The sequence below is a fragment of the Pseudoxanthomonas sp. Root65 genome (assembly GCF_001427635.1).
In the GTDB taxonomy this organism is placed as follows: Bacteria; Pseudomonadota; Gammaproteobacteria; order Xanthomonadales; family Xanthomonadaceae; genus Pseudoxanthomonas_A.
The window spans coordinates 2060178-2074253 of record NZ_LMHA01000001.1 but is presented as its reverse complement, the minus strand read 5'-3'; the positions used below and the strand labels follow the sequence as shown (position 1 = coordinate 2074253).

The window sequence follows — 14076 nt, the reverse complement described above, 5'->3', positions numbered from 1 at the left end:
TATGCCATGCGCCTTGCTCCGCTGTTGCTCGCCCTGACCCTCGCTGTTCCCGCCCTGGCCGCCGAGCGCGAGACGCGCATTCCGGACGCCGCGCTCGCCACCGCCGCCACGCTGCGCGACCAGGCGCTCGCCGACGACACCGGCTGGAAGGTGGTCGAATCGCTGACCACCGAGATCGGCCCGCGCTTGGCCGGCAGCGAGGCCGATGCGAAGGCGGTCGCGTGGGCGCAGGCGAAGTTCAAGGCGCTCGGCTTCGACAAGGTGTGGCTGGAGCCGGTGACCTTCCCGAAGTGGGTGCGCCGCAGCGAGCACGCCGCGATTCTCGGCGCGCATGCGCAGCTGCTCACCGTCACCGCGCTGGGCGGCAGCCCGGCCGGCACGGTGCAAGCCGAGATTGTCCGCTTCGCCGACCTCGCCGCGCTGGAAGCCGCGCCCGAAGGTTCGCTGGCCGGCAAGATCGCCTTCGTCGATTACCAGATGAAGGCCGCGCGCGATGGCAGCGACTACCGCAATGGCGGCGCGATCCGGTCGAAGGGCCCTTCGGCGGCGATCCGCAAGGGGGCGATTGCGTTCCTGATGCGTTCGGCCGGTACCGACAACCATCGGGTCGCGCATACCGGCATCACCCGTTTCGACGAGGGCCTCACCCCGGTGCCGTCCGCGTCGCTGACCGTCCCCGACGCCGACCAGCTGGCGCGCCTGCTGCAGCGCGGTCCGGTGCGCGTGTCGCTGGCGCTCGATTGCGGCTGGGACGGCGAGTACACCTCGCACAACGTGATCGGCGAGATCACCGGGCGCAGCCTGCCGAAGGAGGTCGTGGTGATCGGCGGCCACCTGGATTCGTGGGACCTGGGCACCGGCGCGATCGACGATGGCGCCGGCATCGGCATCACCATGGCCGCCGGCCATCTGATCGGAAAGCTCAGGCAGGCACCGAAACGCACCATCCGCGTGATCGCCTTCGCCAATGAAGAACAGGGCCTGTATGGCGGCAAGGCGTACGCCGAAAAGCATCTGGCCGACATCAGCCGCCACCAGATCGCCGCCGAGAGCGACTTCGGCGCGGGCCGCATCTATGCGTTCAATACCGGTGCGCCGGACCATGCGCGCAAGGCGACCGAGCAGATCGCGCAGGCGCTGGCACCGCTGGGCATCGAATACGCACCGGGCAAGGGCAGCGCGGGCCCGGACATCAGCCCGTTCGCGGCCAAGGGCATGGCGTGGGCGTGGCTGGCGCAGGACGGCAGCGACTACTTCGACCTGCACCACAACGCCGACGACACGCTGGACAAGATCGATCCCGCGGCGCTGGCGCAGAACGTCGCCGCGTATACCGTATTCGCTTACCTGGCGGCGGAAGCCGAGGGCGACTTCGGCAGCCGGCTGAAGCAATAGCGTCAGCAGCGAGAGCGACGTGAGTCGCGACGGGTCATCGCTGCCGCCACATGGCTCACCCGCTTCTATAACCCATCATCCGCCGGCACGGATGCCGGCGTCGGTCTTCGCGACTCACGTCGCTCCCACACCTGATGGCAGGCGCTTCGATGCACCCGCTCAGCGGTTGCGCTGTTTCCACTGCGCCAGGAACACCGCCGTCGCGGCGGCGACGTTGAGGCTTTCGACCGCACCGCTGCCGGGAATCGACAGGCGCAGGTCGCAGGCCTCGGCAAGGCGCGCATCCATGCCTTCGCCTTCGGCACCCATCACGTAGACCAGGCGCTGCGGCAGCGTGGCCGCGAACAGGTCGTCGCCACCGCGCACGAGGGTGGCGGCGAGCGAGAACCCGGCGCTGCGCAGCTGGGTGGCCGCATTGTCGGCCTGCCCCATGCGCACCAGCGGCACCTGTTCGGCGCCGCCTTCGGACACGCGCGCCGCCGCGCCGGACAGCGCCAGCGTGGAGTCGCGCGGCAGCAGGATGCCGGCCACGCCGAAATGCGCGGCCGACCGCAGGATGGCGCCGAAGTTGTGCGGATTGCCCACGCCATCCAGCCACAGCGCCGCCAGCGGCTGGCCTGCCGGCAACGCCCGCAGCCAGTCGCCCATCGGCACCGGCTCGGCTTTCACTACGTCGGCGACCACGCCTTCGTGGTGCGTGCTGGCGGCCAGCCGATCGAGGTCGCCTTCTTCCACCACGCGATAGCCGACGCGCTGTTTCACGCACCACGCCAGCAACGGCTTCAGCGCGGGAATGCGCGATTCGAGCAGGTAGACCTTGCGGATGGCCTCGGGCCGACGCGCGAACACCGCATGCACGGCATTCAGGCCGTACATGCGCAGTTCGCTGCGCGAGGCGCCGGCGGCGCGCTCCTCGCGCGGGACCGCCGCATGCGCCGGACGATGATCCTCCTGCGCGCGCGGGGGACGGCGGCGCTCCGGCGCTGAGCCGGGCGGACGCGGCGGCCGGGTGTTCCAGGGATTGCTCACGTCAGGCCTTCGTCTTCCAGAAATCGGCGTTGCGGATGCCCAGCGCGTCCGGATCGAAGGTCGGGTCCAGGCCCAGCTTCTTCTGCCGCTCGTAGTCGCGCAGCGCGATCAGTGCCGGCTTCTGCAGGATCAGGATGGCGATGACGTTCAACCACGCCATCACGCCCACGCCGATGTCGCCCAGCGTCCAGGCCATCGCGGCGTTGTGGTACGCGCCAAAGACCACCATGCCGACGATGCCCAGCCGCAGCAGCAAGGTCGCCAGCGGATGCGTCTTCTTCACGCCGGCCAGGTAGGTCAGGTTGGTTTCGGCCATGTAGTAGTAGGCCATGATGGTGGTGAACGCGAAGAAGAACAGCGCCAGCGCCACGAAGCCTGCACCCCAGCCCGGCAGCACGGATTCCACCGCGGCCTGGGTGAACTGCGCGCCTTCCGACGGCTGCACGCCGGGCACGCCGGAGAAAATCTCGACCAGCGTCTCCTTGCCGTTCTCGGTGACGGTCTTGAACGTGTTGTACATGCCGGTGGACAGCAGCAGGAATGCCGTCGAGGTGCACACCAGCATGGTGTCGAAGTAGATGGCGAAGGCCTGCACATAGCCCTGCTTGGCCGGGTGCGAGACCTCGGCGGCGGCGGCGGCGTGCGGGCCGGTGCCCTGGCCGGCCTCGTTGGCATAGATGCCGCGCTTCACGCCCCAGGCGATGGCCTGGCCGATGATCGCGCCAAACGCCGCATGCGCGCCGAATGCGCTGCTGAAGATGTCGGCGAACATCGCCGGCACCTTGTCGGCGTTGGCGATCATCACCGTCACCGCCATCAGGATGAAGGCCAGCGCCATGAACGGCACCACGACCTCGGCGAAGGTGGCGATGCGCTTGATGCCGCCGAAGATGATCAGCGCCAGTACCGCCGCCACGGCCAGGCCGATCCACAGCTTCAGCGCGCCTGTACCACCGACGGCGGCACAGTCGCCCATGCCACACAGCACATTGGTGGCGCTGTCGGCGATGGCGTTGGCCTGCACGCCGGGCAGCAGCAGGCCGGTGGCGATGACGGTGGCCACGGCGAACGTCACCGCGTACCACTTCAGGCCCATCGCCTTTTCGATGTAGTAGGCCGGACCGCCGCGGTAGCGCCCTTCGCCGTCCTTTTCCTTGTAGATCTGCGCCAGCGTGCACTCGATGTACGACGTGGACGCGCCCAGGAAGCCCATCACCCACATCCAGAACACCGCGCCCGGACCACCGTAGGCGATCGCGGTGGCGACGCCGGCGATGTTGCCGATGCCCATGCGGCCGGCCATCGAGATGGCCAGGGCCTGGAACGAGGACACGCCCGCGTCGGATTTCTGCCCGGTCACCGTCAGCCGGCACATCTCGGCGAAGCCGCGCACCTGCATCACGCGGGTGCGCAGGGTGAACCACAGGCCGGCACCCAGGCACAGCGCGATCAGCGCGTTGCTCCAGATGATGCCGTTCAACCAGTTGAAAAAGGCTTCCACGGGGATGCGTCTCCGTTCGTTCGTGCGTGCGCGGGATACGGGAAGGCGGCGCAGGGCGCCACCGGGTCCCTGCAAGATAACCGCAACACGCGCCGCTGCGCAGTCCCCGCTGGCGTTTCAGCCGGACCAGAGCCGTCCGAACAGCCTCAGGTCGTGCAGTCCGTCCGGCTTGCGGAGGGCGCTGCGCCGGCAGCCTTCCTCGACGAATCCGTTCTTCTCCAGCACCCGCGCCGAGGCCGGATTGGTGTCCAGCACGTTGGCCTCGATCCTGACCAGGCCCAATGCGGGAACCACCCAGTCCAGATAGGCCGCGACCACGCGCGTCATGTGGCCGTGGCCCCAGTGACGCCGGCCGAGCCAGTAGCCGAGCTCCGCGCCATGCGCCTTCTCGCCCGCATGGGGTCGCGCGGCGATGCCGCCGCAGGCCTCGCCCGCGATCTCGATGGCGAACACGGGATGTGCGAAGTCCACCACGCGACCGGCCAGGAAGGCGTCGCCATCGGCCCGCGTGTAGGGATGCGGGAAGCGCTCGCTCAGGCCGCGCGGCACCTGCGGATCGTCCGCATGGTGCAGCAGGGAGTCCAGGTCGTCCTGTCGCCAGGCGCGCAGCACGAACCCCTCGCCCTCGATGCGCACGCCGGCATGCGGGCGTGCGCCGGGCTCAGCCATGGCCACCCACGGACGGCGTTTCCGCCTCCAGTCTGCCCAGTTCTTGCGCCACCGCTTCCGGCGAGCGCGTGAACGGCGCGAGCAGCGCGTAGAACGCCGGCACCACGTACAGCGAGAGCAGCGTGGAGAAGGTCACACCGAAGATCACCACGATGCCGATGGTCGCGCGGCTGGCCGAACCCGGGCCGCCGGCCAGCACCAGCGGCACCGCGCCGACGACGGTGGCGACCGAGGTCATCAGGATCGGACGCAGGCGCACGCGGGCGGATTCTGCGATGGCCTGCGCCACGCTGGCGCCGTCGTCGCGCAACTGGTTGGCGAACTCCACGATCAGGATGCCGTTCTTCGCCGCCAGGCCGATCAGCATGACGATGCCGATCTGGCTGAAGAGGTTGAGCGTGCCGCCGGTGACCCAGAGCCCGATCAACGCGCCCAGCACCGCCAGCGGCACCGTCAACATGATGATCAGCGGGTGGATGAAGCTCTCGAACTGCGCCGCCAGCACCAGGTAGACGATCAGCAGCGCCAGTGCGAAGGTCAGCAGGATGGCGCCGCCGGCTTCCTGGTACTCGCGCGACTCGCCCTTCCAGTCGATCTGCGCGTAGTCCGGCAGCTCCTCGTCGACCACCTGGCGCGTCCATTCCAGCGCCTCGCCCATGGTGTAGCCGGGCGACAGGCCGGCACTGATGGTGATCGCGCGCAGGCGGTTGAAGCGGTTGAACGTACCGGGCTCGGCGATCTCGCTCAGCGTCACCAGGTTGGACAGCGGGATCAGCGCCCCATCGCTGCCGCGCACGTAGGTGTTGGCCAGGTCCTCGGTATTGGCGCGCTTCTCGCGGCCGGCCTGCAGCATGACGTCGTATTCCTCGCCGTTGTCCACGTACGTGGTGACCTGGCGCGACCCCATCATCGTTTCCAGCGTGCGGCCGATTTCCTGCACCGACACGCCGAGGTCGGCGGCGCGGTCGCGGTCGATGTTCACGCGCATCTGCGGGCGCGTCTCCTTGTAGTCCGAATCCGGATCCTGGATGCCGGGATTGCCTTCCATCCGCTGCAGGATGCGGTCGCGCCACTGCGCCAGCTCGGCGTAGTCCGGGCCACCGAGCACCAGCTGGTAGCGCTGGCCGCGGCTGCCGACCAGGCCGCCGGCCACGTTGGCGCGCGCCTGCACGCCGGGCAACTTGGACAGTTCGGCACGCAGGCCATTGACCACGTCATCGGTGGTGGCCTCGCGCTCGTGCCAGTCCTGCAGGAACACGATCACCTGCCCGGTATGCATGTCCTCGCTGCCGCCGAAGCCGCGCGGCACGCGCGAGTTGGCGCGTTCGATCGGCTTGTCGCCGCCGACCTGGCCCATCACGATGCGCTCGACCTGCTGCATCTGGTCGACCATGTAGTCGAAGCCGGCGCCTTCCGGCCCATCGACCATGACGAAGAAGCGGCCGCGGTCTTCCGAAGGCGCCAGCTCGCTGGGCACGCGCAGGCCGAGCACGACGATCGCGATGCCGCACAGCGCCATCGCCAGCAGCACCAGACCGAGGATGCGCTTGCCGGTCATGCCGACCAGCCGCTCCACGTGCCGCCCGTAGCCGTCGCTGACGCGTGTCAGCGTGCGGTTGGTCCACGCGTTGAGGCCACGCGGCGTGGTATGCGGACGCACCAGCTTGGACGACATCATCGGCGTCAGCGTCAGCGCAACGAACGCGGAGATCGCCACCGCCGCCGCCAGCGCCACCGACAGCTCGCGGAACAGGCGTCCCGTGTTGCCTTCCATGAAACCGACCGGCAGGAACACCGCCACCAGCACCGCCGTGGTGGCGATGACCGCGAAGGCCACCTGGGCGGTGCCGCGACGCGCGGCCACCAGCGCCGGTTCGCCCAGATCCGCGCGGCGCTGCACGTTCTCCAGCACCACGATGGCGTCGTCCACCACCAGGCCGATGCACAGCACCAGCGCCAGCAGCGTCAGCAGGTTGATCGAGAAGCCGAACGCGTACAGCGCGATGAAGGCCGAGACGAGGCACACCGGCACCGTTACCGCCGGGATCAGCGCGGCGCGCAGGCTGCCCAGGAACAGCCAGATGACCAGGAACACCAGCACCATCGCCTCACCCAGCGTCCAGTACACGCGCTCGATGGAGGCTTCGATGAAGGTGGTGCTGTCGAAGGCGATGAAGATCTCGGTGCCTTCCGGCAGCGTCTGCTGGATGACCTCCGCTTCGGCACGCGCCGCGCGCGCCACGTCCAGGGCGTTGGCGGTGGAGGTACGTACGATGCCCAGGCCGACGTTCGGCACGGCATTGCTGCGCAGGTAGGAGCGACGCTCCTCGGCACCCAGTTCCACCTTGGCCACGTCGCCCAGCCGCACCACGTAACCGTCGGCGCCCTTGCGCAGCGGCAACTGCGAGAACTGTTCCGGCCGCTGGTAGCCGCGCTCCACGCGCAGGGTGAAGTCGCGGGTGGCGGATTCGATGCGGCCGGCCGGCAGTTCCACGTTCTGCGCCCGCAGTGCGGTCTCGACATCGCTGGTGGTGACGCCGCGCGCGGCCATCGCCTCGCGGTCCAGCCAGATGCGCATGGCGTAGCGCTGGCCGCCGCCCAGCTGCACGCGGGCCACGCCGTCGAGCGAGGACAGCCGGTCCAGCACGTAGCGGTCGGCGTAGTCGGTCAGCTCCATCGTGTCCATCACGGTGGAGCGCATGTTCAACCAGATGATGACGTCGGCGTCGGCTTCGACCTTGGAGATCTGCGGCGGATCCGCTTCTTCCGGCAGGCGGTTCATCACCCGGCTGACGCGGTCGCGCACGTCGTTGGCGGCGGCTTCGATGTCGCGGCTGAGGTTGAACTCGATGGTGACGTCGGCGCGGCCGTTGCGGCTGCTGGACTGGATGGTCTTGATGCCCTCGATGCCGGAGAGGCCGTCCTCGAGGATCTGGGTGATACGCGTTTCGACCACCGCCGCCGACGCGCCCGGATAATTCACTTCCACCGACACGATGGGCGGATCGATGTTGGGCAGTTCGCGCAGGGTCAGGCGCAGGAATGACATCACGCCCAGCACCACCAGCAGCAGGCTGACCACCACCGCGAAGACGGGGCGCTTGATCGACAGGTCGGAAAGCTTCATGGCGCTCAGCCCTGGCCGTCGGCGGCGGGCTCGTCCTGCTTCGCCGGCGCGGCGGGCGCGGCATCGGCCACCTTCACGCCCGGACGCAGCTTGCCGGTGCCGTCAATGACGATGCGATCGCCGGCGGCGACGCCCTTGAGGATTTCGACTTTCCCGTCGCGACGCACGCCTGCGGTCACCGGCGCCTGCTCGACGCTGCCATCCGGCTTGACCCGGTAGACGAACGAGTCGCGGCCCACCTGCACCACCGCGATCTCCGGGATCACCAGCGCCTGCCGCTCGGGGCGGAACAGGCGCACATCCAGCAGCATGCCGGGGCGCAGCTTGCGTCCCTCGTTCGCGAAGACCGCACGCACGGTCACCGCGCGCGTGTTCGCGTCGATGCGCGCATCGATGGTTTCCACCTGCCCCTCGAACGACTCGCCCGGATAGGCGGCGGCGGTCGCGGTCACGGTGTTGCCGGCCTCGACCGAGGCCAGCGCTGCTTCCGGCACCTGGAAGTCGACATACATGCGCGAGATGTCGTCGAGCGTGGCGATGGTGCTGTTGGCGGTGATCAGCGAGCCGGGACTGACCTGCCGGATGCCCAGCACGCCGGCGAACGGCGCGCGTACGCTGCGGTCGCCGATGTCGGCGCGCGCCTGGCGCACGCGCGCGGCGGCGGCGTCGCGAAGGGCGAGCTGGGTATCGAGCTGCGAGCGCGCGATCAGCTGCTGGTCGGCCAGTTCCTTCTGCCGGCGGTAAAGACGTTCGGCCTCGGCGTAGGTCGCCTCGGCCTGGACCAGCGTGGCCTGCGCGGCATCGCCCTTCAGGGTGACCAGCTTCTGGCCGGCACCCACCTGCTGCCCGCTCTCGAAGTGCACGTCCTGCACGATCTCGCTGACCTTCGCGGTCAGGGTGACGGATTCGCGCGCCTTGGCCGTACCCAGCGCCTGCAGGGTGTCGTTCCAGGCGGTGAGCTGGATCTGCTGGGTGGTCACCGGAATCGGCCGCTCCGCCGGCCCGCCGTTGGCCTTCGCCTGCGCCTCGTCGTCGCCGCAGCCGGCGAGCATCAGCAGGGGCAGGGCGACCGCGAGCGCGCGGAGGACGGATCGGCTGAGCATGGAGGGTCCCGTAATCATCATTATTCGAGGAGTTTACCGACCCTACGGGACACGCAGTGTCACGGATGCGGCGGCACGTGCCGTAAACGCGCCAAAGGGCGGACGGTGCACACCGCCCGCCATGACCAATGGCCCTTGCGGGCCGGATCCGTGCTGAACGGCTACTCCAGGCCCAGGTGGGCGAGCACCTGCAGCGCCAGCGCTTCGGGGGCCTGTTCACCTGCGTGCAGGTGCAGCTCCGGATGCTCGGGCACCTCGTACGGCGAATCGATGCCGGTGAAATTGGGGATCAGGCCCGCGCGCGCCTTGCGGTACAGGCCCTTCACATCGCGGGCCTCGGCCAGCGCCAGCGGCACGTCGACGAAGACCTCGACGAACTCGTCGTCGGCGAAACGCTCGCGCGCCATCCGCCGCTCGGCGCGGAATGGCGAGATGAAGCTGACCAGCACAATCAGGCCGGCGTCGGCCATCAGCCTGGCCACTTCCGCCACGCGGCGGATGTTCTCCACGCGATCCTCGTCGGTGAAACCCAGGTCGCGGTTCAGGCCGTGGCGCACGTTGTCGCCGTCCAGCAGGAAGCTGTGGTAGCCGAGCGCATGCAGGCGCTTGTCCACCAGGTTGGCGATGGTCGACTTGCCCGCGCCGGACAGGCCCGTGAACCACAGCACCTTCGGCGCCTGGCCCTTCTGGCGCGCGCGCGCGGCCTTGTCGACATCGACATGCTGCCAGTGCACGTTGCCGGCACGACGAAGCGCGAAATCCAGGGTGCCGGCGCCGGCGGTGGTGTTGTCGTAGCGGTCGATCAGGATGAAGCCGCCCAGCGCGCGGTTGCGTGCATAGGCCTCGAAGGCGATGGGCTCGTCCAGGCTGAGGTTGCAGTAGCCGACCTCGTTGAGCTCCAGCCGCTTGGCGGCCAGGTGCTCCTGCGTGTTCACGTCGATGCGATGCTTGATCTCGGTGACCGTGGCGGACACGGTACGCGCGCCGATCTTCAGCCAGTAAGGCCGTCCCGGCAGCAGCGGCGCGTCGGACATCCACAGCACATGCGCGGCGAACTGGTCGGCCACTTCCGGTGGATCGCCGCCGGCGGCGATCACGTCGCCGCGGCTGATGTCGATCTCGTCGGCCAGGGTCAGCGTCACCGCTTGCCCCGCACCGGCCGAAGCGACCTCGCCATCGGCGCCGAGCACCTGCGTCACCCGCGAGCGGCGCGCCGACGGCAGCACGATGATCTCGTCGCCGGGCTTCACTGCGCCGGCGGCGATGGTGCCGGCGTAGCCACGGAAATTCTGGTGCGGACGGTTCACCCACTGCACCGGCAGGCGAAGGGCGCCGCCATCGTCCTGCGCATCGACCTGCACCTGCTCCAGGTGTTCGAGCAATGCCGGGCCGGCGTACCACGGCGTGCGCGCGGACCGCGACGACAGGTTGTCGCCCTCCAGCGCCGACAGCGGGATGCAGGTGACCTCGGCGATGCCCAGCCGCTGCGCCAGCGCGCGGTAGTCGGCGGCGATGCGCGCGAACACGGCCTCGTCGAACTCGACCAGGTCCATCTTGTTCACCGCCAGCACCACGTGGCGGATGCCGAGCAGCGAGACGATGTAGCTGTGCCGGTGGGTCTGCGTCAGCAGGCCCTTGCGCGCGTCCACCAGCACCACGGCCAGGTCCGCGGTGGACGCGCCGGTGGCCATGTTGCGCGTGTACTGCTCGTGGCCGGGGCAGTCGGCGACGATGAACTTGCGCTGGTCGGTGTCGAAGTAGCGGTAGGCCACGTCGATGGTGATGCCCTGTTCGCGCTCGGCGGCCAGGCCGTCCAGCAGCAGCGCGTAATCGATGCGCTCGCCCTGCGTGCCGTGCTTGCGGCTGTCCTTCTCCAGCGCCGCCAGCTGGTCGTCGAACAGGCGCTTGCTGTCATGCAGCAGGCGCCCGATCAGCGTGCTCTTGCCATCGTCCACGCTACCGCAGGTGATGAAGCGAAGCAGCGGCTTGGATTCGTGTTGTTTGAGGTAGGTGGAGATGTCACTGGCGGTATTCATGCAGCGGCCACCGGCATCGTCTTCATGCGCGTCAATTCCACACCCGTATCGTCATCCCAGCGAACGCTGGGATCCATTGGGATCTTGCCTTGTTTCTCAGCGCGGGACATGGATCGCGCGAACATCAACATGGGTCCCAGCGTGCGCTGGGACGACGGCGGAGGAATACGCATCAGAAGTATCCCTCCAGCTTCTTCTTCTCCATCGATGCGCCCGGATCGTGGTCGATCACGCGGCCCTGGCGTTCGGAGCTGGTCGTCACCAGCATCTCGGCGATGATCTTCTCCAGCGAATCGGCCTCGGACTCGATCGCGCCCGTCAGCGGGTAGCAGCCCAGCGTGCGGAAGCGGACGCGGCGCTGCTGCGGTACTTCGCCCTCGCGCAGCGGCAGGCGCTCGTCGTCGACCATCAGCAGGGCGCCATCACGCTCGACGACCGGCCGCTCGGCGGCGAAGTACAGCGGCACCACGGGAATGTGCTCGCGGTAGATGTAGAGCCAGATGTCCAGCTCCGTCCAGTTGGAGAGCGGGAACACGCGCACGCTCTCGCCGGTATGGATGCGCGCGTTGTAGAGGTTCCAAAGTTCGGGACGCTGGTTCTTGGGGTCCCAGCGGTGCCTGTCGTTGCGGAAGGAGAACACGCGTTCCTTGGCGCGCGACTTCTCCTCGTCGCGGCGCGCGCCACCGATGGCGGCATCGAACTTGTAGTGATCCAGCGCCTGCTTCAGGCCCTGGGTCTTCATCACGTCGGTGTGGACGGTGGCGCCGTGGCTGATCGGGCCGATGTCGCGGGCGATGCCGTCCGGGTTGATGTGCACGCGCAGGTCCACCCCGGTCTCGGCGGCGCGCTGGTCGCGGAAGGCGATCATCTCGCGAAATTTCCAGCGCGTATCCACGTGCAGCAACGGAATCGGCGGGCGGGCCGGGGCGAAGGCCTTCAGCAGCAGGTGCAGCAGCACCGAACTGTCCTTGCCCACCGAGTACAGCAGCACCGGGTTGCGGAATTCGGCGGCGACCTCGCGCAGGATATGAATGCTTTCCGCTTCCAGGCGGTCGAGGTGGGACAGGCGGGGTACGGCAGTCATCGAGGCAGGCAGCAGGGACGGTGGCTACGGACGGGCTAGCCTAGCAGGGCATCGCCAACGGGTCCGGGAGGGCGGGCAGTATTCGGCGGTGGACGCATGCCGGCGAAATAAGCGCAGGCCATAAGCCCATAACCATGCGTCCTTTCTGGCGGTCCCGGCGCCTCCCTACCATCGGTCGTCCACCTCGCGCCCACGGCCCATATCGATGTCCGCCACCCAGCCTGTCCTCGCCCCCATCCCCCTCGCGGAGGAACGGCGGGCGCTGCTGGCCCAGGCCGTGGCCGGCCTGGACGGCGCCAGTCTGTGGTGGGTCTCCGGCTATGCCGCCGGACTGGCGCAGGCGCAGCTGGCAGCGCCGGCGGCCGCCGCCGCATCGCCCAAGGCGATTGCCCCGGCACCCGGCGCCCAGGCCACACAGCGCCTGACCATCGTCTACGGCAGCCAGACCGGCAACGCGCGCCGCACCGCCGAAGCCCTGGCGCAGCAGGCCGAAGCCGCCGGGCTGTCGGTGCGCCTGCTGCGCGCCGATGCCTACCCGCAGCGCGAGCTGGCCAGCGAGCGCCTGCTCTATATCGTCATCAGCACCCAGGGCGAAGGCGATCCGCCGGACGACAGCATCGGCCTGGTCGAGTTCCTGCGCGGCAAGCGCGCGCCGAAGCTGCCGGACCTGAAATACGCCGTGCTCGGCCTGGGCGATTCCAGCTATGCCGACTTCTGCGGCATCGCGACGCGGCTCGACGCGCGCCTGGCCGAACTCGGCGGCAGCCGCCTGTTCGCCACCGGCCTGGCCGACCTCGACATCGACACCGTCGCCGCCCCGTGGCGCGAACAGGCACTCGCGCAGGCCCGCGAGCTGCTGAAGGCGCCGGCCACCGGCGCCGCGCCGCTGGCCACGGTGACGCCGCTGCGTCCCGGCCACGCCGCGCTCTGGACGCACGAACACCCCTTCCCCGCCGAGTTGCTGCTCAACCAGCGCATCAGCGGCCGCGATTTCAAGGGCCCGCGCTTCGGTCAGCATGGCGTGGCCGACAAGGACGTGCGCCACCTCGAACTGTCGCTGGAAGGCAGCGGCCTGCACTACGAGCCCGGCGATGCGCTGGGCGTACGCCACCGCAATCCTGCCGCGCTGGTCGATGGTGTGCTGGAGACGCTGCGGCTGGACGGCGACACCGCCGTCAGCGACGGCGGCGACACCCTGCCGCTGCGCGAATGGCTGGCCGCGCGCCGCGAACTGACCCGCCTGTCGCGTCCGTTCCTCGCCACACATGCCGCCCACGCCCAGGCCGATGATCTGAACGCACTGCTTGCGCCGGCACAGAACACGGCGCTGGCGCAGCTGTTCAACACGCACCAGCTGGTCGACGTGCTGCGCCGCTGGCCCGCCGGCTGGTCCGCGCAGGAGCTGGTCGCCGCGCTGCGGCCGCTGGCACCGCGCCTGTATTCCATCGCCTCCAGTCGCAAGCGCGTGGGCGAGGAAGCCCACCTGACCGTCGACGTGCTGGGTTACGACGCCTTCGGCCATGCGCATGGCGGTGCCGCCAGCGGCTTCCTCGCCGCGCGCGAGGAAGGCGACCAGGTGCCGGTCTACATCGAGGCCAACGAGCGCTTCCGCGTGCCGGCCGATGGCAGCCGCGACATCCTGATGATCGGCCCCGGCACCGGCATGGCGCCGTTCCGCGGCTTCGTGCAGGAGCGCGCGGAAACCGGCGCACGCGGGCGCAACTGGCTGTTCTTCGGTGCGCAGCACTTCAACCACGGCTTCTTCTACCAGAGCGAATGGCAGGACGCGTTGCGCAGCGGCGAACTGCACCGACTCGACCTCGCCTTCTCGCGCGACCAGGCACGCAAGATCTACGTGCAGGACCGCCTGCGCGAACGCGGCCGCGACGTCTACGACTGGCTGCAGAACGGCGCGCACCTGTACGTGTGCGGCGCCATCGGCATGGGCAAGGACGTGCATGCGGCGCTGCAGTCCATCGTCGCCGAGCATGGCGGGCTGGATGAAGAAGCCGCCCGCGAGTACCTGGTGCAGCTGCAGACGGAGGGGCGCTATAGCCGCGATGTGTACTGAAGCCGGCGCGGTTGTGGGAGCGACGTAAGTCGCGATCCCTGGACCCCGGACGAAGCCTTCG

Annotated in this window: 10 protein-coding genes; 2 read left to right on the top strand and 8 right to left on the bottom strand. The window is 69.1% G+C overall.

Features of this window, described 5'->3' with window-relative positions:
• The first annotated feature begins 6 nt into the window (after positions 1-6).
• Entirely contained in the window at positions 7-1395 is a 1389-nt protein-coding gene (locus ASD77_RS09225) for a M28 family peptidase (RefSeq protein WP_055940205.1), read from the top strand.
• Positions 1396-1554: 159 nt separating this feature from the next.
• Here the strand turns inward: ASD77_RS09225 and ASD77_RS09220 are convergent, their stop codons facing one another.
• From ASD77_RS09220 to cysD, 8 genes are all read right to left on the bottom strand, one after another.
• Positions 1555-2424 carry a TrmH family RNA methyltransferase gene (locus ASD77_RS09220; RefSeq protein WP_082563192.1) on the bottom strand — a complete coding sequence of 290 codons (870 nt, stop codon included), beginning with the start codon at positions 2422-2424 and terminating at the stop codon, positions 1555-1557.
• 1 nt (position 2425) lies between these two features.
• The gene (locus tag ASD77_RS09215) at positions 2426-3925 is read right to left on the bottom strand and encodes an alanine/glycine:cation symporter family protein (RefSeq protein ID WP_055940202.1); all 1500 of its coding nucleotides are present in this window, start codon (positions 3923-3925) and stop codon (positions 2426-2428) included.
• A gap of 117 nt (positions 3926-4042) precedes the next feature.
• On the bottom strand, positions 4043-4594 hold the full coding sequence (locus ASD77_RS09210; RefSeq protein ID WP_055940200.1) for a GNAT family protein: 552 nt from the start codon (positions 4592-4594) through the stop codon (positions 4043-4045).
• Positions 4587-7721 carry an efflux RND transporter permease subunit gene (locus tag ASD77_RS09205; RefSeq protein ID WP_055940198.1) on the bottom strand — a complete coding sequence of 1045 codons (3135 nt, stop codon included), beginning with the start codon at positions 7719-7721 and terminating at the stop codon, positions 4587-4589. Before ASD77_RS09205 ends, ASD77_RS09210 begins: the two co-directional genes overlap by 8 nt.
• A 5-nt stretch (positions 7722-7726) precedes the next feature.
• Complete coding sequence (locus tag ASD77_RS09200) at positions 7727-8773, bottom strand: efflux RND transporter periplasmic adaptor subunit (RefSeq protein WP_235578522.1); 1047 nt, start codon at positions 8771-8773, stop codon at positions 7727-7729.
• Positions 8774-8985: 212 nt separating this feature from the next.
• Complete coding sequence (gene cysN / locus ASD77_RS09195; RefSeq protein WP_082563191.1) at positions 8986-10860, bottom strand: sulfate adenylyltransferase subunit CysN; 1875 nt, start codon at positions 10858-10860, stop codon at positions 8986-8988.
• Positions 10857-10991: a hypothetical protein gene (locus ASD77_RS18620; protein ID WP_268793374.1), complete on the bottom strand. Its 135-nt coding sequence runs from the start codon at positions 10989-10991 to the stop codon at positions 10857-10859. Before ASD77_RS18620 ends, cysN begins: the two co-directional genes overlap by 4 nt.
• A gap of 41 nt (positions 10992-11032) precedes the next feature.
• On the bottom strand, positions 11033-11944 hold the full coding sequence (cysD, locus tag ASD77_RS09190) for a sulfate adenylyltransferase subunit CysD (protein ID WP_055940192.1): 912 nt from the start codon (positions 11942-11944) through the stop codon (positions 11033-11035).
• A 205-nt stretch (positions 11945-12149) separates the two neighbouring features.
• Between cysD and ASD77_RS09185 the strand changes: the two genes are divergently transcribed.
• Entirely contained in the window at positions 12150-14015 is a 1866-nt protein-coding gene (locus ASD77_RS09185) for an assimilatory sulfite reductase (NADPH) flavoprotein subunit (protein WP_055940190.1), read from the top strand.
• The last annotated feature ends 61 nt before the right edge of the window (positions 14016-14076 follow it).